The following is a 20,613-nucleotide window of genomic DNA, read 5'->3' as shown; positions in this document are numbered from 1 at the left end:
AAGATAGATGGCGATCGAGATGGTTAAAGTCAACACGGAAATGTTTCAGTGGTTAAATGAGCAAACCGATTTAAAAAGCTCTCAAGTGGATTTAGTGGATGGGTTTATTTTTATGTTGAAGAAAATTAACCATCACCGTGAAATACGACTTATTAATGAAAGAGAATTACATCCGCGGTTTTGGCGTTCACATGATCGAACATTTGGTTATGGTTTAATGAAGCCCAAAAGTAGTAGAAAGCAAGCTCATCTTTATCAATTCTATGTGGACGTTGCTTTTGCAGAAGGTCTAGTGGAAAGGAATTATGATAAGCTTGTTCTGACTTTTGTAGGAAGCAGTTATCTTCTGAAAAATAAAGAAGAGCAGTTAGACTTATTGTTTTCATACATTTGGTAATGGATTTGAACAAGAAACTTGCGTTGATTCGCAGGTTTCTTTGTAGTTTCTAGGCTTGATAGAAAACTTGTTGGAAAATAAGATTGTTTCATGGGAAATGTCACGTAGAATTTGCTGCTTTAGCCTTTAGAAAGGGCAGAGCTACCTTATTTCGAAATTCCAGTTTTTGTAAGCGGGAAATAAGCGTTACTTGCTTTTCTAAGCTGTGTGAAATACTTTGAGCTTGATTCAAAAAAGTCAGAGCATTTAAGCCCTGGCTCCATTCATTATTCTACTAAAACTTTAATTGAATCAATGTTCTAACAAGAGTGGGAGAGATTACCTTCATATTGAGTAGTAGTAACGAGCTTGTGTAGTTTTAAACGATGCATTAACGGCTATATCGTCCCCTAGCTGTTTTTTCACCATACAATAGTGCGTATGCAAAATCGTCATGTCCCTTGTGATAAAGCAATATTTAATTTTTTATTATAAAAAGAGGCTGTATTAAACAACCTCTTTTTATAAGGGAATCCTAGTAAAAACCAGGATAGGTTTCCAAGCGGCAAACATGACTAAGCTAAGTAAAGAAGGCTAGCTTTGTTTTTATCAGCATTCAATCGTATCAGCAAAATGAATGCCTTCAATTTGACGAAGGGCTTGAATCACTTGATCATTCACAAGCTTGTCGACAGCGACCATCATAATCGCTTCTCCGCCTTCTTCTTTACGTCCTACTTGCATCGTTGCAATGTTTACTTCGTGTTCAGCTAATGTTTGCCCCATTTTACCGATTACACCAGGTCGGTCATTATGTTGGATATAAATCAGATGACCTTCAGGTGTGAAATCTACGTTAAAACCATTAATGTTGACAATGCGTGGACCGTATTCTTTAATGTATGTTCCTTTTAATTCGAACGTACGATCTTCACCACGTACGATAGCATGAACAATGTTAGAATAACCAAACGTTTGGTTAATTTGTTTTTCACCAAAGCTAATTCCACGCTCTTTCGCAATGAGACTAGCGTTCACGTCATTGACAGCTGCATCCACACGAGGTTGCAAGAACCCAGCCATTAAGCTGCGTGTTGTAATAGATGTTTCAAGTCCCGTAACGGTACCACCGTAGTTGACATCAATTTCTTGAACAGGTGTGCGCATCACTTGAGAAAGAATATTCCCCATTTTTTTCGTAAGCTCATAAAATGGCTTCACTTTTTCATACACTTCTTTAGATAGTGTCGGCAAATTAATTGAATTACTAGCAGGCTCACCTTCTAAGAAGCGCAGGACTTCTTCAGAAACTTGAGCCGCTACATTTAATTGAGCTTCTTTCGTAGAAGCAGCAATGTGAGGAGTTCCAATCACATTAGGGAATGCTAATAGCTCTTTATCTGTTGCAGGCTCTTCCTCGAATACATCAAGAGCAGCACCGGCAATGTGACCATTAGCTAGAAAGTGCTTCAATGCTTGCTCGTCAATAATTCCACCGCGTGCACAGTTAATTAAGAACGTTCCAGGCTTCGTTTTAGCAATGTTTTTCATGCCAAGTAGGCCTTTCGTTTCTTTTGTTAATGGGGTATGAACCGTAATAATGTCAGAACCAGTTAAAACTTCATCAAGAGTAGCTGTCGTCACTCCGACTTTTTCCGCACGAGACTTCGTTAAAAACGGATCAAAAACAAGAAGAGACATTTCAAAAGCTTTTGCCCGTTGTGCTAATTGGGTACCAATTCGTCCAAACCCGACGATTCCAAGTGTTTTTCCTCGAAGCTCAAAACCCTGGAATGCTTTGCGGTTCCACTCACCAGCCTTGATAGATGCATAAGCTTGAGGGATGTTTCTAAGCAATGACATCATCATCGCAAAGGTATGCTCTGCCGTAGAAATGGTATTCCCATCAGGCGCATTAACAACAACAACTCCACGTTTCGTTGCGGCATCTAAATCAATATTATCTACCCCAACACCAGCTCGAGCAACAATTTTAACATTTGGCATCTTCGCTAATAATTCATCCGTTACAGTTGTAGCACTTCGAACAAGTAAGGCATCAAATTGAGATAAATCGTCAAGTTCATTCACATTCTTTTCAATACATATGACTTGATCACTCTCAAGTAAAGGCAATAATCCTTCTTTACTCATGCTATCTGATACTAAAATTTGATATTTTGCTTGTGTCTGGGTGTTAGATGTTCGATCGGCAACTACTTGATTATTCATTTTCTCTACACTCCTTATATGATCATTTTTAATTGTAACCGCTACAACAAAAAACCTTCTGCCCACACGACGGCTGTCGTGAGGGGCGGAAGGTTTTAACCGCGGTGCCACCCTCATTCATACACCCATAAAAAGGGCTTATCTTAAGGAGAATTAACTCCAAGATAACGGATTAACCGAATGCATCTACTTAGTTCAATGCATGAACTCCGAAGGGCTATCAAGAAAGAACCAAACTAGTTCACACCAACCACTAGCTCTCTGAATTGGTAATCATTCTGTCATTCTTCATCATCGTATTTTTATGTTTAGTTTTATAGTTGAAATTAAATAGTACTAATTGTTTGATAATTTATCATATTGGATTTGGTATGTCAATTAAATCAAGGAAATCTACAATGTTTTCAAAAATTTAATTGTATGCTTCTGATTCGATCCTCATATACATGTAAGGGAGGAGGGGGAAACACAATGAAATACACTGTTCAACTTGGTGATACAATCGCAAAGGTTGCGTATAAGTTTAAGGTCAGACCGTTTGATTTATTGCTATTTAACCCGCATATTTACTCAGATCAAAGTTATTTATCCCCTGGTCAAGACATTCATATACCTCAGATCACAATGGAACAGTCACTTAATGACAATGATGTTCAGCTAAAAACGGAATTCGGTCAAGCTGATCTTGAAAAAAAAATACCTGATTTTAAAAAACAAGGAATTCGTGTGGAGATAATTGGGTATTCTGTGATGAATAAACCCCTTTATGCACTAGCCATTGGCTCTGGAAAAAAAGAAATTTTTTATTCGGCCGGTTGGCATGCAAATGAATGGCATACAAGTAAGTTTATTACTCAGTACATAGAGGAATTGGCTCTTTATCAACAACAAGGATTTTCCTGGCATGGATATGATATTGAAAAAATTTTAAGAGAAGTTACTTTGTATGTGGTACCGTTAGTAAATCCAGACGGTGTTGATCTTGTCCTACAAGGTATTTATGATGAACATCCTTATTCAAAAGAAGTACTAAATATTAATAAAGGAATGACAAGGTTTGAACATTGGTCAAGTAATATAAGAGGAGTTGATTTAAATCATCAATGGCCCGCGGGCTGGGAGATTGAAGCGAAGGAAAGTCCACAACAACCTTGGTCGCGCCATTATAGTGGAAAAGCGCCGTTGACAGAACCTGAAGCAAAAGCTGTATATCAATTTACGAAACAACACTCATTTGCTTACGTTTTCGCATTTCATTCACAAGGCCAAGTTATTTACTGGGGATACCGCGGGATGGAGCCATCAGAAAGCAAAGGGATGGTAGAACGCCTTTCGTTAGTAAGCTCATATACTCCGGTCCATACAGCAGACAGTGATGGTGGTTACAAAGATTGGTTCATACAAGAGACCGGAAGACCTGGTTTTACAATTGAGGTAGGAGTAGGAACCAATCCGCTTCCAATTCATGCTTATGGTGAAATTTGGTCCAATAATTGTCTTCTTGCTTTGGAAGGTCTTGTTCTTTAAAATGTTCTTTTGGAACCCGTTCGCTTTTGTATTTAAGAATGATCTGATAAAAGTGAGTTAGTAGCTTTTGGCACATCCTATTATCGACTAGTTGCCAAACGAATAAAACAGCGCTACAATTTTACTATAAGTGGTAATTAGGGTGATTTTACGGGGGTAGGACAATGGCAATTGAACATGTGCGACCAAAAAAAATATACGAAATAGTTGCAGAACATTTAACAGAAATGATAAAATCCGGCGAGGTCGTGCCAGGGGATCGTTTAGCTTCTGTCCAACAGCTTGCTGAAGATTTTAATGTTGGAAGATCAGCTATACGAGAAGCCTTAAGTGCTTTAAAGGCAGTAGGGTTAGTTGAGATTAAACAAGGCGAAGGAACGTTTGTAAAGAAGATTAATCATGATTTAACCTCAAATGTAATACCTTCAGTTGCCTTTATGAAACAAGAGGATATTAGACAATTATTTGAGATTAGGAAGATTGTTGAAACAGGAGCTGCTTCGTTAGCCGCTGTTAATCGCGAAGAAGAAGATCTTTTGGAAATGGAACGTATTCTTGCAGAGATGAAACGAGCGCAAGGGGATGGGGAAGTAGGGGAACAGGCAGATGTCGATTTTCATATGGCTGTTGTCCGCTCAACCAAAAACGAGATGCTATTAAAATTGCTAGAAACGGTCTCAGATACGATGCAAGTTTCCATGCGGGAAGCACGTAAGTTATTTCTTTTTTCAGAAAGTGGCAAGATGAGATTGTTATATGAAGAACATCTTGAAATTTATAAAGCGATAAAAAGCCAAGATTCAACAAACGCATATGGAGCTATGATGAGTCATATTGTCGGTGTTGAACATGCCGTATTCCAAACGGATAAAAAGGTTAATTATGCAAATAGAAGAAAAGAGTAGCCACCCCTTAGGTGAGCTACTCTTTTAACTATTGCGTTTCCTACTATTCGAATTTAAGTGCATCGCCATCAAATGATTCATCAGCAACTTTGATCGAATCAGTTGGGCATCCTTCTTGAGCATCGATCATATCTTCTTCAAGCTCTTCAGGAATAGCGGCTGTACCTTTGTTGTCATCGAGGATGACAAAAGCAATTCCTTCATCATCATAATCGTAAATATCTGGAGCAGCAGCGCCACAGGCTCCGCATGCGATACATGTGTCTTTATCGACAATTGTATATTTAGCCATTTGTATAAACCTCCATTGTTTTTCTCCTCGTTCATCTTATTACGATTTCATACGAAAAGTGTTTTTTCTACTGATTTATTGTAAAACGGATTGCCAAACTTTTCAACCAATTCATTTTAAAATTTAGTTCTTCTTGTTATTTATCTCCCGGTTCTTGTTTTTCAGCCACCATCTTCTCTGGAATTTGATACAATAAAAAATATGAATAAAAGATTGACGAGGAATGATTGTATGAATGTGAGACAAGCCATAACAGCAACAATCTTAAATGGATTTAACGGAGAAAGGTCTATCTATGGTGCTTTTCATTTGTTAAAAGGTAAAAAATCCGCTCAGACTATTCAAGATGGTGCTTTATTCGGACTAAATTCTTATTTCGGCTTGTTTCCAGAATTAACACGTGCTCAATTAGAAGAAGATGTACGTGAACTAATTGAAAATGGACAAGCTACGCTTTTAGAACAAGATCGTTTACGATTAACTGAGTTTGGGAAAGTAACATTAAAGGAAAATGTTGAAAGAAACCGTTGTTTCAGTGATTTAAGAGGATGGCACTATCACCCATATACAGAAGAAGTATGGTTACGTTTAAGTTTATTTATTCAAACGTTAACAAATATTGTAAGTGGGAATCGGCGGTTTTATCCAATTACTCACAACATTCGCGTACAAGCATGGGTGAAAAATCATATCCCAATTAAAGAAAGGCAACAATTCCTTCAGGCTACTTATGACGAATTGTTTGATTTCCTATCAGCGTGTAATGAGCAACAAGCTCTAGTATTCGTGCATCAATTAAGTGGAATCAACCTAATTGGTCTGACACGACTTCAATTATCTGAAAAGATAGGAGTAAGTTTGGACGAAGTAAACCTTTTCCACATATCAACGATTCATCGACTTATTAATTCTATAGAAAGCAAAGAGTCCCAATATAGCTACCTGTCCATCTTTATAAAAGACTTAAAAAGAGATTTTGTTCTTACCCAATCAGCAAGACAAACGTATGATTTGCTTGAACAGGGTAAAACGTTGGATTCGATCTGTCAAATACGTCAATTGAAAAGAAGCACAATTGAGGATCATATCGTAGAAATTGCTATTTCAAATCCTCATTTCTCAATAAGAGCTTTCGTTACTAAAGAATTAGAAGAAACCATCTTAAGTTTGTCAGAAACATTACAAACAAGTCGCCTGCGTGAATTAAAAGAAAAAATGGAATCAAAAGTTAGTTACTTTATGATTCGGTTAGTGCTTGCGAGAAAGAAGGTAAATGATGAAGCTTGAAGATGAACTTAAGCGTTATTTTGGCTATATGACTTTTCGGGAGGGGCAAAAAGAAGTGATTTCCTCGCTTTTAAAAGGGGAAGATGTGGTCGCTATGCTCCCTACGGGGACAGGTAAATCAATCTGCTACCAATTACCAGCACTTTTGTCTAATGGAGCGACAATTGTGGTTTCCCCTCTACTTTCATTAATGGAAGATCAGGTACAGCAGCTACGGAGTGAGGGAATTAAATCCGTTACTGCTTTAAATAGCTTTATGAAAAAAGAAGAAAGGGATCTTGTATTACAAAAATTGGATAGATATAAATTGATTTATCTATCGCCTGAAATGTTGCAAATGTCCTTTATTCAAAGGCAGTTATCTAGAATGAACATTTCTTTTTTTGTCGTCGACGAAGCGCATTGTATTTCACAATGGGGTCCTGATTTCAGACCGGACTATCTAAGGCTAGGCAATGTAAAAGAAGCACTAGGTCATCCTCCTTGTTTAGCAATTACAGCAACGGCAACCAAGGTGGTTCAAAAAGATATATGTAGTCAGTTATTACTGACCACTCCAACTTCCATTATCTATTCGGTAGATCGTCCAATGATTTCCTACCATGTAGAATCATGTCCTACCGCAAAGGATAAAATCGAGAGAATAAAGGAGTTAGTAAAAAGGTTAAGAGGGCCTGGAATGATTTATTTCTCAAGCCGAATGTGGGCTGAAAATATTTCCTATCTTCTTAAGGAGGCCGGAATTGGGAGGGTGGCTTACTATCATGGTGGATTGTCGACAGAAGATCGATTGCTCATTCAGCAACAATTTATGAACGACCAAATAGATATTATTTGTTGTACGAGTGCTTTTGGTATGGGAATTAATAAAAAAAACATACGTTACGTCATTCATTTTCATTATCCTGTTGATATTGAGTCCTATGTCCAAGAAGTTGGTAGAGCGGCAAGAGACGGTGAAGCAAGTGTGGCCATTTTACTTTATAGCGAGGAAGATCGTGGATTAGTTAATATGCTCTTAGAAAGAGAGTTGTTGACAGATGATCAGCTGCAACAAATTCTGAACGTTATACAAACATTAAAACAGGTAGATTTTAAAGAAGAAAAAGTTCTGATGGATCGCCTCTCTATTCAAGAAATTACTTGGAGAAAGCTTCGTTTCCAACTTGAAGCAAGAGGAATTTTGAGAAACGATCGCATCCATCCTTTCTCATTGGACTCGGCTTTCATAAGCATACGACAAGAAGAAGAAGAAAGAATGCAGGTTAAGAGAATGAATCTAGAGGCTTTTTTAAGATGGATTCGTTCAACTACATGTAGGAGAGAAAAGCTTCTATCTTATTTTGGCGAATATTTACAGACTCGTCCTAATGGTTGTTGTGATAATTGCGGAGCAACACTCACCGAAGAGTTCCAAGATTTAAGTCAATCAGAAACCTTACGTCCTTGGAGGGAAACGTTAGTGAAGCTATTTGGACAGAGTGAGTTGTTAGAACGATGAAAAAACAACGTGAAATCGTAGCTGATTTAACAGATCAGGAACTAGTGTTAAATGTTTATTTAACACAAGTCATTATGTTGGTTTTAGCACTTATAATCGGTTATTTTGTTTTTGATCGTTGGTTCGATTTTGGTTTATTGTTTAAAACAAATCTAAAATGGATGATTTTAGTAGGGGGCGGTGTAGCGCTAGTTGTCGTATTTACTGACCTCATTTTAGAACGTCTGTTGCCTAAAGAGTGGCTAGATGATGGGGGAATTAACGAAAGAGTTTTTAGGAATCTTTCTATTCCCCAATTATTTCTTCTATGTGCAGTGGTGGCATTTGCTGAAGAGTTGTTGTTTCGAGCCGTTATCCAAACAGCTTTTGGCTTAGTAATTGCAAGTGTGATCTTTGCTTTAGTTCATATTCGTTATTTAGATAAACCAATCTTATTTTTTAACGTTTGTCTAGTAAGCTTTTTACTTGGAACTTTGTTTTATTGGACAGGGATGATTATGATAACTATTTTCGCCCATTTTCTTATTGATTTTCTATTAGGGATTATTTTAAGAAATAGATACAAAAAGAACATTGAAAAAGAGGGAGGAGTAAGGACATGACTAAAGGACAAGATCAATCGGAGCAATTGCGTGAAGAAATGGAGATTTATGAAGAAGAAAAAAAAGCGGAGCAACCGATTCACTCTTTACCACCTCGGAGTCGCCTTCAAAGAAAGAGAACAAAAGCAAAGAAAAGTAAGTTTAGACTTTCCTTTCCAATAATTCGCTTATTATTAGTGCTCTTCATTGCCTTAATCATCACAGCCCTAACATCACCCTACTGGCTCCCATAAAAGAAGAACATGAAAAAGGTTGAACTTTACCTTTTTCATGTTCTTCAAAGCAATGAGCGAAACGCTGCTAGGTTTTAAGCTTTCTGAACGTTTTTTTCAGAAAGCGCGCAGAAGTGTAGCCATTGCCTTAAAGATCGTTAATTTTATTCTAAAACATGTCCTTCGCTCATACTTTGTTTATGAGGAGGTGCATGATGAAGCCCTTTAAAGAGTGGAATGTTAAATCGAATTATGGACCTGAAGTCGTGAAGGTCATGTTAGAGGAAATTGTAGTAAGAAAAAATAAAGTAGATCAAATGGAAAAAGCAAAAATACGTTGGTCATTATACTTAATGTTTTGTGCAGCTATTTTTTGTTTATTTGGATACCGAGCTTTTCAGTTTCAACAGTCGCAACTGAGTTCAAATGTATTAAGTGCATTGATTGGACAGCCCATTGTTCTAATGCTCATGCTCCTTCTTGCAATAGGTTTTTTTCAATTGCACTTCTTTGGGAAAAAGGAAAAAAAAGCTGAAAAAGAATTTGATGAATTACGTGAAGAAATTATTGCTAGAAGCCTAGAATTTTGGGAGGCGGACGTTAATTGGAAATCCAGAGAAGCCGTATATTCGTATATGAAGGAAGAACACGATATTAATTTATACCATAAATAGCAATAAACGACCTTGAAAAAGGAGGTCGTTTATTGTGGGTATGAATGATTTTAATCAACAAGGAGAAGATAATGATGGTTGACCGAAGAACAAAAAGGTAGAACGACAATACTCATCACCGCGTATATGAATATGTTGTTCATCAAAATCATGAATAGCACCAAAGGCGATCGTTTTTCCCTTTTTCGAGCAGAACACTTCAACAGGAAGTCCTAGGCGATGATTAAAATCAAGGTCTTCGTTCGTAATGAGCGATTTGTCGGTTAATTTAGTTAAGGTCATGCAGATCACTCCCGATTTTTTGATTTTGTAAGCGTTTCCTTTTAGTTATTAACTTCAGTATACCGTCAATTACCTAAATTTTCAATTTATTTGTTGAGTTTTCTAACAGAGATTTTGTTAAATCTTATTAGCACTATTATCAGCTACTTTCAGCACTTTCTAAGTAACTTTTCAATGACTTTAATCACTCTCAAAGGAAAATTCTTAAAATTGTCACATAGTGTTTTGGCGGACCTTTTATTCCTATGCTACTATTTTTATAGTGGAAATGTGACTGAGAAATGAAAAAGTTTTTTGAATAAAGGAGTGGATGGATGATGACAGCAGGTCAATTAGTAGCAATCCTTGGTATCGGACTTATGGCCATGGTGGTAGCTGTTGCGATGGCTATCTATATGCTTAAAGTAGCAGAGCATTCAGATTGATAACAGATATAATTAAATAAAAGGATAATTCAAAGGATTTGACAGAAAGTCAATAAATTTGGATTATTCTTTTTTTATGCATAATTAACGGAACATTTTGCATTTCCTGTTTTCTTTTCGAAAAGCGAAGCGTACAATAGAAAAGGGAGGGATGTCCGTTGGTTGATACATTATTAACTAGATTAGAAGAGTTGTATCCAGAAATGGTGGAGCTTAGACGCTTGCTTCATTCTGAACCAGAATTGTCATTTCATGAAGTGAAAACACCCAAACTAATTGCAGACTACCTTGAAGGATTAGGCGTTGAAGTAAAGCGAGACGTTGGTGGGCGAGGTGTAGTTGGTTACATAAGAGGGCAAAAACCTGGGAAAACAGTCGCACTTAGAGCTGATTTTGATGCATTGCCAATCGAAGAAGAAACAGGTCTGCCTTTTGCTTCGAAACATCGAGGTGTCATGCATGCATGTGGACATGATGGGCATACTGCTACTTTACTTGTGTTAGCTAAGGCCTTAGTGGAGTATCGGGATCAGTTAACGGGTACGGTTGTTCTTATTCATCAATTTGCTGAAGAACTTGCTCCAGGTGGGGCTATTGAGATGATAAAAGATGGTTGTTTAGACGGAGTTGATGCGGTTTATGGAACCCACCTATGGTCGACTATGCCACTTGGAACAATTGGTTATCGACAAGGTCCTATTATGGCGGCAGCTGATCGATTTGAACTCGTTATTCATGGACGCGGAGGGCATGGGGCTATTCCTCATGAAACCGTTGATTCTATAGCAGTAGCATCCAGTGTTGTCATGCAATTGCAACAAATTGTAAGCCGAAATATAGACCCATTAAAATCAGCGGTTATAAGTATAGGGTCTTTTCATGCAGGTGGAGCATTCAATGTCATTGCGGATTCAGCTGAAATCGTAGGGACGGTTCGCACGTTTGATCCCGCTATACAGGAGCTAATCATTGGACGAATAGATCAAATCACTAAAGGGATTTGTGATGCAATGGGAGCGACTTATTCATTAAATTATCAAAAAGGCTATCCAGCTGTGGTAAATGATTCTTTTGAAACATCTCGTTTTATTGAAGTAGCTAAAACCATACAAACGGAGGGACTTGTTCGTGAAATGGATCCTGTAATGGGAGGGGAAGATTTTTCCTATTATTTGCAGCATGTTCCAGGTACATTTTTCTTTACTGGGGCTGGGAACCATGAAAAGGGAATTATTTACCCTCACCATCATCCGAAATTTGACTTTGATGAACAAGCTATGTTAGTCGCAGCGAAATGCTTAGGCAAAGCAGCTATTGATTTTCTTGAGCGTAGTGAAACTGAAACGTCTAGGGTGCAAGAACATTTAATTTAAGGATTATATAAATTAGAAGGCTCAAATCGGCTTAGCAGCTATTTGAGCCTTTTTTAATGTAAAGATGGACTTGTTGGAACTGAATTGCATATATTTTAGATAAAAGGGGGTGGCTTAGTTGGCGTACTGGATTTATAAGAAAGTGCTACTTTTATTAGCGGCATATGTGGGAATATTATCATCCGTTACGATGATTCCTAATCCGTCACCTTGGTCGATATCTTCTTTTATTGGTGAAATTTTGTTCTCTCCATTAAAGTTACTAATAGCGGTGTTTTTATTTGTTGTTGGCTTTTTATCATATTCATTATTTGTTAGAGATTTAGTAAAAGTGTATCGTCCACGTATACACGATTATACATTGAGAATACCTAGGCTATTTTTTGTTTTACTGGCCATTCTTTCTTGGCTTCATTTGCTTTCGCAAGGTGGCATGTTAGCTTTGATAGGTTTAGCGTTAGCGCTTTGGTATGGTATTATGGATGTGAATCTAGAGAAACGGAACAGGTAGTTTGTTGGAATCGATAAGGGGAGAATCGTGTATGAGCTTGATCATTGCTAGTGGGGTACTTGTAATCCTGATCTTATATATGTATGTTGAGTCAAAGCGTAACCGCGTAAGGGAACTAACGTTAACCTATAAAGAGTTGCCTCGTGCTTTTGAAGGCTATCGTCTATTTTTTATTAGTGATATACATAGAAGAATAATTTCAGACAAAGTGTTAGAGAGCGTAAAAAATCGTGTTGACTATATCATTATTGGAGGAGACTTGTGTGAAAAAGGTGTGCCGTTAAAGAGAATTGAAGCTAACATTCAAAAGCTCTCAAAACTAGCTCCATGTGTTTTTGTTTGGGGAAATAATGATCACGAAGTCGGTGTTAAACAACTTAAAACCATCTTAAAAAACTATAAGGTACTCGAGTTAGATGAAAAAGTAATTAAACGTGATGAAGAAATACTCGTTCTTATAGGAATAGACGAATTACAGACTGCTAAAGATTCGTTAAGTAAGGTAGACCCAATGATGGATTCCTTTTCTATTCTCGTTTGTCATTATCCTGAAATTACGGAAGAATTACCTTCTAACCATTCCTTTTCGTTAATATTAACTGGACATACGCATGGTGGACAAATAAGGCTTTTTAGATGGGGAATCGCTCGAAAAGGCGGACTCTATCGTTACAACCATTTTGACCTATTAATAAGCAATGGTTATGGAACAACGGCTTTGCCTTTAAGATTTTGTGCACCTGCGGAAACTCATTTGATCACATTAAGTACAAAGTGAAATGTAGAAAAAAGTTGTACAAAGTTTACACAATTGATGTAATTCGATATACTCTTGTTACTAAGAGTAGAGATAATTTGGATGTTTTGCTTTATGATTGTATGGGAGGAAGGGAATATGGCTTCAAAAGAAGGGAAATATAATATAAAGGCAATATCGACCATGCTTGGCATACAAGCGGGGACTCTGCGAGCTTGGGAGAGACGCTATCAAATCATTGAACCAGTTCGAAATAAGGCTGGACATAGATTATATTCAGATGAACATGTGGCTATTTTACGTTGGCTACTGGAGAAGGTGAATAAAGGGTTTACCATTGGACAAGCCGTCGACTTATTTGAACAAGGGACCGTTTCAATAGAGCAAGAAGATAAACAGTATGCGGATTATTCAATCCAATTATCTGAAGACATTCTAGAGGCGCTATTGTCCTTCCAAGAGAATAAAGCGAATCAACTGTTGAATCAAGCATTTTGTTTATTTAGCATTGATAAAGTGACGATTGATATTTTAGGGACATTGCTCGTTAAAGTTGGGTATATGTGGGAACGGAATCAAATTTCAGTTGCTCATGAGCATTTCGTCACTTCTTTTTTACGAACGAAAATTGGAACCATTTTTCATGGTTTACCGGTAGATGGGGTTATGCCAAAAGTGGTTGCAGTGTGTGGTCCTCATGAAACCCATGAATTAGGATTATTAATTTTTACGCTTTTTCTGCGTAGAAAGGGTTTTGAAGTCATTTACTTAGGGGCAGGAATACCTGAAACGGACCTTGAACATGTTATTGAAGAAGTCGATCCAGATATGTTCTTTACATCCTGTACGATGGATCAAAACCTTGATGCCTCAATACAGCTTTTAGATCACTTACGAGTACAGTTTCCGGATCTTAAAATTGGAGCAGGTGGATTTGCCTTTGATCGTTTAAATGAAAGCAAAGCGGCTACATACGCTGATTTTCTAGTTGGAAAGAAAAAAGGAGATTGGGAGAAATGGTTAAAAAAGAACCTATAATTTAAATTTCTAGTCTTGTGTATCGAACCTTCTTTTCTGTCCTTTCATACTGTATAGTAAACGGTTATTGACGGACCTGGAAAGTGATGATGGACGTTCGTTATAAGGAGGGTTTAAAATGCGTCTTGAACGTTTAAATACAGATAAATTCAAAGCTTTTTTAACCTATGATGATATGCACGAAAGAGGTTTGACTAAAGAAGATTTGTGGCAAGACCTTCCCAAAGTTCACGACTTATTTCGTGATATGATTATTGAAGCAGATGATGAATTAGGATTTAAAGTTGATGGACCTATTGCAGTTGAAGTGTATGCAATGCCCGCTCAAGGAATGGTAATCATCGTTTCAAAGAGTCAAGCAGATGACGACTTTGATGAAGAAGGATTTGAAGAGGGTTATATTGAAATGCAAGTAACTCTTGATGAAACAGATGATATTTTTTATGAGTTTCAAGATATTGAAGATGTGATTGCACTTTCTTCAAGACTCCATCCATTTGGAATAAAAGGTGGAAAGTTGTATTCTTATCAGAATCAATATTTCATTAAATTTGAAGAATATGATGTTGATGTTGTAGATGAAGAAGCTTTTGTTGCTTTATTGTCTGAATTTGGAAGTCCTTCAACAGTCTCTTCGTATTTAGTTGAAGAGTACGGAAAAAAACTAATGAAAGCTGATTCTATTTTACAGCTATACAGTTGTTTTATTGAAAATAGGAAGGACTGATAAACGACTATCAGTTCTTTTTTTCTTTCAAATGACATGGGTAAACAGAAAGGAAAAAATGATTATTCTGAAAAACAAAATTCGATATTTCTTTTGTATAAAACTTTTCATAAAAGGTGGAAAAGTTACGCACGTTTCATTATAGTTAGAAGTGATAAAAGCTTTAATTACCATTATTGAGGTGAAAAGGGAAATGGCAGAACAAGAAAAGCGAGCCGAACAAACCGATGTGCTTGCATCGACACAAAGTGTCATAAAGAAAGCATTGGACAAGCTCGGTTATCCAGATGAAATGTATGAATTAATGAAAGAGCCTATTCGAATGTTAACTGTTCGTATTCCAGTTCGAATGGATGATGGTTCTACTAGGATTTTCACTGGATTCCGTGCTCAACACAATGATTCGGTTGGACCTACAAAAGGGGGAGTACGTTTTCACCCTAATGTGACGGAAAAAGAAGTAAAAGCACTCTCAATATGGATGAGTTTAAAGGCAGGTATTGTTGACCTCCCGTATGGAGGCGGCAAAGGTGGAATCATTTGTGATCCACGAGAGATGTCATTTAGGGAACTAGAGCGGGTTAGTCGCGGGTATGTACGCGCCATTAGTCAAATCGTTGGACCAACTAAAGATATTCCTGCTCCTGATGTATTTACCAATTCACAAATTATGGCGTGGATGCTTGATGAATATAGTCGTATTCGAGAGTTCGATTCTCCTGGATTCATTACAGGGAAGCCACTTGTATTAGGGGGATCTCATGGCCGAGAGTCCGCTACTGCTAAAGGTGTAACAATCTGTATAAGAGAAGCGGCTAAGAAAAAGGGAATTGACATTGAGGGCGCTCGTGTTGTAATCCAAGGCTTTGGCAATGCAGGCAGTTTCTTAGCCAAATTTATGCATGATGCTGGAGCAATTGTCGTTGGGATTTCAGATGCGTATGGTGCTTTATATGATCCTGAAGGACTAGATATTGACTATTTGCTCGATCGACGTGATAGTTTTGGAACGGTCACGAAGTTATTTAAAGAGACGATCACAAATGAAGAATTGTTAGAGCTTGATTGTGATATTCTAGTTCCTGCAGCAATTGAAAATCAAATAACAGAAAAAAATGCGCATGAAATAAAGGCATCCATTGTGGTAGAGGCTGCTAATGGCCCGACTACGATGGAAGCAACACGTATTTTAACGGAACGTGACATTTTATTAGTGCCTGATGTTCTAGCAAGTGCAGGTGGAGTAACGGTTTCTTATTTTGAATGGGTTCAGAATAATCAAGGTTACTACTGGACGGAAGAAGAAGTGGAAGGGAAGCTAGAAGCAGTCATGGTAGGTTCTTTCGAGAATATTTATAAGCTATCAAGAACTCGGAAGGTGGATATGCGCCTTGCAGCGTATATGATTGGCGTTCGAAAAATGGCTGAAGCATCAAGATTCCGCGGATGGGTGTAAATTAGCTGTGGTTAACGTGACCCTTGTATCGATCGATGCAAGGGTTGCTCTGATTGTATAAGAGGTGATTGTATGAGAAAAGAAGAGGTTATTATTATTGGGGGAGGTCCGTGTGGCTTAGCGGCTGCGATTGCGTGTTTAGAAGTGGGGCTTTTGCCATTAGTGATTGAAAAAGGAAATGTAGTAAGTGCCATTCATCGTTATCCGACACATCAAACTTTTTTTAGTACAAGTGAAAAGCTTGAAATAGGAGGATTGCCATTTGTCATTGAGGACAGGAAGCCTAAACGAAACCAAGCACTTGTTTACTATCGTGAAGTTGTAAAGCGGAAAAATATTCGCGTACAAGCGTATGAACAAGTGATCTCTGTTAAGCAACACCCTGATGAACACTTCTTCATAACAACAACTAAAGAGGAATATTCATCTAAGTATGTAATTGTTGCCACTGGTTACTACGATTCTCCTAATTTGATGGGAGTCCCTGGGGAAGATCAAGAGCATGTGCTTCATTATTTTAAGGAGGCGCATCCATACTTTGATATGGATGTTGTAGTAATCGGTGGGAAAAATTCAGCTGTTGATGCGGCCCTGGAGCTAGAGAAGGCTGGAGCTCGTGTAACGAACCTATACCGTGGATCCCAATATTCACCAAGTGTGAAGCCGTGGATATTACCAGAATTTGATTCCCTCGTTCGACATGAACAAATTAAGTTGGAATTTAATGCTGATGTCATTGAGATTACAAATGAGGAAGTGATCTATAGACAAAATGATCAAATAAAAAGGGTGCCGGCTCAATTTGTTTTTGCTATGACAGGGTATCATCCAGATCATTCGTTTCTTCGGAAGATGGGTGTGGAAGTTGATTATGACAGCGGTCGTCCTCATTTTGATCCAGAGACGATGGAAACCAATATTTCGGGTTTATTTATCGCAGGCGTTATTGCAGCTGGCAATAATGCAAATGAGATTTTTATTGAAAATGGTCGTTTTCATGGAGGGCAAATTGCAGCTGCCATCCAAAAACGAAAGTAATTGCATGAATTGAAAGTAAGAGAAGCCAACTAGAGCATTTATACTCATAGTTGGCTTCTTTAGCTGTTTTATTTGTAGAACCATTCCTGTAATGAAGCATGTTCTGTTGTCTGTTCTAAAACTACCATTAATTTTAGTCTGGCTTTTTGACCATTAAGACCGTTTGTAAAGATGACTCCTCTTTCTTTTAACAACCTGCCGCCACCTTCATAGGCATAGGTATCTTGGACTACTCCATTAAAACAACGTGAAACTAACACGACTGGGATGTTCGCATCGATGAGTTTTGTCAAGGCATCCATAACTAGAGGTGGTACGTTTCCTTGGCCGAATGCTTCAATGACTAATCCATCTATTTTAGTTTCAGCGACAGCTTCAATAATGGTATGATCCATCCCGGCATACGTTTTAAGTAAAGCCACTTTTTTAGTAAGTGATTTTACGGGGTGGCATTCTCGATCAGAGAGAGTATGATGGAAAAACACGCCTCGTTTAGTGACTATTCCAATCGGACCATATTGTGGACTTTGGAAGGTAGCGATGTTGCTCGAATGCGTTTTTGTCACATTCTTTGCTGTGTGAATTTCATCGTTTAAAGCGACTAATACACCTTTCCCACAAGCGGAATCACTTGCAGCGACTCGAACGGCAGAAATTAAATTATGTGGACCGTCGGCTCCTAGTTCGTTGCTTGAGCGCATCGCTCCCGTAATGACAACAGGTATATCCCAATCTAATAGGAGATCAAGCAAATAAGCCGTTTCCTCTAGCGTATCTGTCCCGTGTGTTACGACAATTCCATCCAATTGGTCTATTTTCGCTCGCTCTTTTAATCGCTCAGCGAGGTCAACCATTAACGCAGGTGTCATGTGTGGAGACGGTATATTAAGATAATCATCGACAATAACGGACGCTATGCTTGATAGAGATTCGATAGTGGAATATAATGGATTTATTACGTTTGGCTGGACGGCACCTTGCTCATTTTCTTGCATGGCAATTGTGCCCCCTGTATGTAAGACAAGTATTTTTTTCATATAGGCACCTCGATGAATGTTAGTCTTTTTATCTCATACATAATAACATATCTAATAAATTAATCTATATAAAAAAGAGCGATGCAAGAAGAAAGGAAGGGCGAATTGTTTGCAATTGTAACAGCAGCAATGGCGCCAGGGATGGCATTATTATCTTATTTTTACTTAAAGAATCATTATAGTACTACGACAAATGGTTTAGTCTTTCGTACGTTCTTAATTGGGGTTCTTCTTGTTTTTCCTGTTATGGTTTTACAGTATGCTTTCACGGTTGAAGGTTACTTCACTGAACCGTTCAGTCGGGCTTTTATTTTATATGGGTTCGTGGAAGAGTTCTTTAAGTGGTTTTTATTATGGGCGTTTGCCTATCAGCATGCTACTTTTTCGAAGCGTTATGATGGGATTGTGTTTGGAGTATCATTATCTTTAGGTTTTGCGACAGTAGAAAATGTTCTTTATCTAATTGCTAATGGGCTTGAAACAGCCTTTGGACGCGCGTTGTTACCCGTTTCGAGCCATGCTTTATATGGAGTCATCATGGGTTACTATTTGGGGCGGGCAAAAGTGGAAACAGAAAATCGAAAGAAGCATTTGTTATTATCTATTCTATTGCCTGTTGGTTTACATGGAATGTATGATTTCATTTTAATTATTTTCGATATTTACTTTTTAATTGGACTTATTCCGTTTATGTTATTGCTCTGGTGGGTAGCATTAAATAAAGTGAAACAAGCAAACCAATTAGACCACTAAAGGAAAAGAACGAAGTAAAGGGTGAATAATATGGCTGAAGGACGTTATCGAATCGTAATTCGTTGCCCTGTATGTGGTGAAAAATACATTTTACGGGGAAGACGAAATGAAAAAGGTGAATATGAAACTGGTTTTAAACGTTGCATTTGTGGAAATGAAGAAACGTTAAATATTGATGCGACTCTTGAGTAGACTAGTTGACTTATTTGAGTGAACATTTTAAAATTATGCTTGCAATATTATGAGAATTGTTGTAATTTTGATTAAATGAATAATTAAAATTTAATAAAAATTTCTTATCAAGAGAGACGGAGGGAATGGCCCTATGATGTCTCAGCAACCAGCCAAAGGATTTGGTCAGGTGCTAATTCCATCAAGTCAACCGACTTGAAAGATAAGAAGAAGAGCCCAATGATACAACCACCTTCTTCTTATTATCGAAGGTGGTTTTTTTAATTTCTAGATAAACTGGAGGATACCTTTATGAACAGAGACAAACTTGAAACGATTTTAGTACAATTAGGAAACAGGTCTGAAGATCGAACTGGTACAATAAATACCCCCGTTTACTTTTCAACGGCTTATCGACATACAGGAATTGGAGAATCAACAGGTTATGATTATGCACGGACGGGAAATCCGACACGCGAAGTAGTTGAGAACGCGATCGCTAGATTAGAAGAGGGAGATAGAGGGTTTGCCTGTAGTTCGGGGATGGCTGCGATTCAAACGGTGTTATCCTTATTTGAACAAGGTGATGAAATTTTAGCCTCTCAAGATTTATATGGGGGGACATACCGTTTATTTGAACAAGGTTGGAATCGGTGGGGACTATCTTTTGTCTTCGCAGATCCAAGGAAGTTAGAGCAGTTTGAGCAATGTATAACTGAGAAAACAAAAGCACTCTTTATTGAAACGCCAACAAATCCTTTAATGCAGGAAGCTTCGATACCTGACTTAGCTAAAATAGCTCAAAAACATGGATTGTTATTAATTGTTGATAATACATTTTATACACCCTTATTGCAGCAACCACTCGTTGACGGAGCTGACATTGTTATACATAGTGCCTCGAAATACTTAGGTGGGCATAATGATGTCATTGCGGGATTGATTGCAGCTAAAGGAAAAGAACTTTGTGATCGCATTGGTTATTATCATAACGGAATTGGAGCCATTTTATCAGCGTTTGATTCGTATCTCTTAATAAGAGGAATGAAAACACTTGCCCTTCGAATGGATAAACACGAAGAAAATGCAAAAGCACTAGTCGAGTATTTAGAGGATCAAGACGGTGTTACCGATGTTCTTTATCCAGGTAAGGGTGGCATGATTTCATTTAGAATTCTGCATGAGGCTTGGGTGAACCCGTTCCTCCAACAGTTGAAGCTAGTATCCTTTGCGGAGAGTTTAGGCGGAGTGGAAAGCTTAATGACATACCCTGCTACACAAACGCACATGGACATACCAGAAGATATTAGAATCGCTAATGGTGTTTGTAATCGCCTCCTTCGTTTCTCGGTTGGCATTGAACGCGATAAAGATTTAATTGCTGATCTGGATCAAGCTTTTCGCTTCGTCAAAGAACATATTCAGTCATAAAAGGAG

At 37.9% G+C, this 20,613-nt stretch carries 22 protein-coding genes, 1 riboswitch and 1 other annotated feature; of the genes, 18 read left to right on the top strand and 4 right to left on the bottom strand.

Annotation, left to right across the window (positions count from 1 at the left end; all coding sequences use genetic code 11):
- Positions 1-7: 7 nt before the first annotated feature.
- Positions 8-397: a hypothetical protein gene (locus PQ474_RS04500; RefSeq protein WP_273840832.1), complete on the top strand. Its 390-nt coding sequence runs from the start codon at positions 8-10 to the stop codon at positions 395-397.
- A gap of 588 nt (positions 398-985) precedes the next feature.
- On the opposite strand, the gene serA is transcribed toward PQ474_RS04500, so the two are convergent.
- Positions 986-2,608, bottom strand: a complete 1,623-nt coding sequence (gene serA / locus PQ474_RS04495; RefSeq protein WP_273840831.1) for a phosphoglycerate dehydrogenase — start codon at positions 2,606-2,608, stop codon at positions 986-988.
- 78 nt (positions 2,609-2,686) lie between these two features.
- Positions 2,687-2,912: a binding site (T-box leader), on the bottom strand.
- 167 nt (positions 2,913-3,079) lie between these two features.
- On the opposite strand from serA, the gene PQ474_RS04490 reads away from it, so the two are divergent.
- Both PQ474_RS04490 and PQ474_RS04485 read left to right on the top strand, forming a co-directional pair.
- Positions 3,080-4,135: a M14 family metallopeptidase gene (locus PQ474_RS04490; protein WP_273840830.1), complete on the top strand. Its 1,056-nt coding sequence runs from the start codon at positions 3,080-3,082 to the stop codon at positions 4,133-4,135.
- Between the two features lie 164 nt (positions 4,136-4,299).
- On the top strand, positions 4,300-5,040 hold the full coding sequence (locus tag PQ474_RS04485; protein ID WP_273840829.1) for a FadR/GntR family transcriptional regulator: 741 nt from the start codon (positions 4,300-4,302) through the stop codon (positions 5,038-5,040).
- A gap of 43 nt (positions 5,041-5,083) precedes the next feature.
- Here PQ474_RS04485 and PQ474_RS04480 read toward each other — a convergent pair whose 3' ends face one another.
- Positions 5,084-5,332: a ferredoxin gene (locus PQ474_RS04480; protein ID WP_273840828.1), complete on the bottom strand. Its 249-nt coding sequence runs from the start codon at positions 5,330-5,332 to the stop codon at positions 5,084-5,086.
- A 231-nt stretch (positions 5,333-5,563) separates the two neighbouring features.
- Between PQ474_RS04480 and PQ474_RS04475 the strand changes: the two genes are divergently transcribed.
- The 5 genes from PQ474_RS04475 (at position 5,564) to PQ474_RS04455 (ending at position 9,608) form a co-directional block, all read left to right on the top strand.
- Entirely contained in the window at positions 5,564-6,619 is a 1,056-nt protein-coding gene (locus tag PQ474_RS04475; RefSeq protein WP_273840827.1) for a YpbB family protein, read from the top strand.
- The gene (locus PQ474_RS04470) at positions 6,609-8,120 is read left to right on the top strand and encodes a RecQ family ATP-dependent DNA helicase (protein WP_273840826.1); all 1,512 of its coding nucleotides are present in this window, start codon (positions 6,609-6,611) and stop codon (positions 8,118-8,120) included. The genes PQ474_RS04475 and PQ474_RS04470 overlap by 11 nt, the downstream gene beginning before the upstream one ends.
- On the top strand, positions 8,117-8,722 hold the full coding sequence (locus PQ474_RS04465; protein ID WP_273840825.1) for a CPBP family intramembrane glutamic endopeptidase: 606 nt from the start codon (positions 8,117-8,119) through the stop codon (positions 8,720-8,722). Before PQ474_RS04470 ends, PQ474_RS04465 begins: the two co-directional genes overlap by 4 nt.
- Positions 8,719-8,955, top strand: a complete 237-nt coding sequence (locus tag PQ474_RS04460) for a hypothetical protein (RefSeq protein ID WP_273840824.1) — start codon at positions 8,719-8,721, stop codon at positions 8,953-8,955. The genes PQ474_RS04465 and PQ474_RS04460 overlap by 4 nt, the downstream gene beginning before the upstream one ends.
- A 194-nt stretch (positions 8,956-9,149) precedes the next feature.
- Entirely contained in the window at positions 9,150-9,608 is a 459-nt protein-coding gene (locus tag PQ474_RS04455) for a DUF2663 family protein (protein ID WP_273840823.1), read from the top strand.
- 54 nt (positions 9,609-9,662) lie between these two features.
- On the opposite strand, the gene PQ474_RS04450 is transcribed toward PQ474_RS04455, so the two are convergent.
- The gene (locus PQ474_RS04450) at positions 9,663-9,890 is read right to left on the bottom strand and encodes a hypothetical protein (RefSeq protein ID WP_273840822.1); all 228 of its coding nucleotides are present in this window, start codon (positions 9,888-9,890) and stop codon (positions 9,663-9,665) included.
- 583 nt (positions 9,891-10,473) lie between these two features.
- On the opposite strand from PQ474_RS04450, the gene PQ474_RS04445 reads away from it, so the two are divergent.
- From PQ474_RS04445 to PQ474_RS04415, 7 genes are all read left to right on the top strand, one after another.
- Entirely contained in the window at positions 10,474-11,688 is a 1,215-nt protein-coding gene (locus PQ474_RS04445; protein ID WP_273840821.1) for a M20 family metallopeptidase, read from the top strand.
- A 118-nt stretch (positions 11,689-11,806) separates the two neighbouring features.
- On the top strand, positions 11,807-12,199 hold the full coding sequence (locus PQ474_RS04440) for a hypothetical protein (RefSeq protein ID WP_273840820.1): 393 nt from the start codon (positions 11,807-11,809) through the stop codon (positions 12,197-12,199).
- 79 nt (positions 12,200-12,278) lie between these two features.
- A complete protein-coding gene (locus PQ474_RS04435; RefSeq protein ID WP_390186679.1) occupies positions 12,279-12,977 on the top strand; it encodes a metallophosphoesterase in 699 nt (232 codons plus the stop codon).
- A gap of 117 nt (positions 12,978-13,094) precedes the next feature.
- Positions 13,095-13,994, top strand: a complete 900-nt coding sequence (locus tag PQ474_RS04430; protein WP_273840818.1) for a MerR family transcriptional regulator — start codon at positions 13,095-13,097, stop codon at positions 13,992-13,994.
- Between the two features lie 118 nt (positions 13,995-14,112).
- Positions 14,113-14,721: a genetic competence negative regulator gene (locus PQ474_RS04425; protein WP_273840817.1), complete on the top strand. Its 609-nt coding sequence runs from the start codon at positions 14,113-14,115 to the stop codon at positions 14,719-14,721.
- Positions 14,722-14,914: 193 nt separating this feature from the next.
- A complete protein-coding gene (locus tag PQ474_RS04420) occupies positions 14,915-16,177 on the top strand; it encodes a Glu/Leu/Phe/Val family dehydrogenase (protein ID WP_273840816.1) in 1,263 nt (420 codons plus the stop codon).
- Positions 16,178-16,249: 72 nt separating this feature from the next.
- Positions 16,250-17,215, top strand: coding sequence for a YpdA family putative bacillithiol disulfide reductase (locus PQ474_RS04415; RefSeq protein ID WP_273840815.1), 966 nt, complete (start codon positions 16,250-16,252; stop codon positions 17,213-17,215).
- A 68-nt stretch (positions 17,216-17,283) separates the two neighbouring features.
- Here PQ474_RS04415 and PQ474_RS04410 read toward each other — a convergent pair whose 3' ends face one another.
- Positions 17,284-18,252, bottom strand: coding sequence for an asparaginase (locus tag PQ474_RS04410; RefSeq protein ID WP_273840814.1), 969 nt, complete (start codon positions 18,250-18,252; stop codon positions 17,284-17,286).
- Positions 18,253-18,357: 105 nt separating this feature from the next.
- Between PQ474_RS04410 and prsW the strand changes: the two genes are divergently transcribed.
- The 3 genes from prsW (at position 18,358) to PQ474_RS04395 (ending at position 20,607) form a co-directional block, all read left to right on the top strand.
- A complete protein-coding gene (prsW, locus tag PQ474_RS04405; RefSeq protein WP_273840813.1) occupies positions 18,358-19,005 on the top strand; it encodes a glutamic-type intramembrane protease PrsW in 648 nt (215 codons plus the stop codon).
- 30 nt (positions 19,006-19,035) lie between these two features.
- Entirely contained in the window at positions 19,036-19,197 is a 162-nt protein-coding gene (locus PQ474_RS04400; RefSeq protein ID WP_273840812.1) for a hypothetical protein, read from the top strand.
- A gap of 101 nt (positions 19,198-19,298) precedes the next feature.
- Positions 19,299-19,406: riboswitch (SAM riboswitch) on the top strand.
- Between the two features lie 82 nt (positions 19,407-19,488).
- Positions 19,489-20,607, top strand: coding sequence for a methionine biosynthesis PLP-dependent protein (locus tag PQ474_RS04395; protein WP_273840811.1), 1,119 nt, complete (start codon positions 19,489-19,491; stop codon positions 20,605-20,607).
- Positions 20,608-20,613: the final 6 nt, after the last annotated feature.

This window comes from Halalkalibacter alkalisediminis (assembly GCF_028610705.1).
Taxonomy (GTDB): Bacteria; Bacillota; Bacilli; order Bacillales; family Bacillaceae_D; genus Halalkalibacter; species Halalkalibacter alkalisediminis.
Note: the sequence above shows the minus strand (reverse complement) of the source record. Positions and strands in the feature narration are given on the sequence as shown.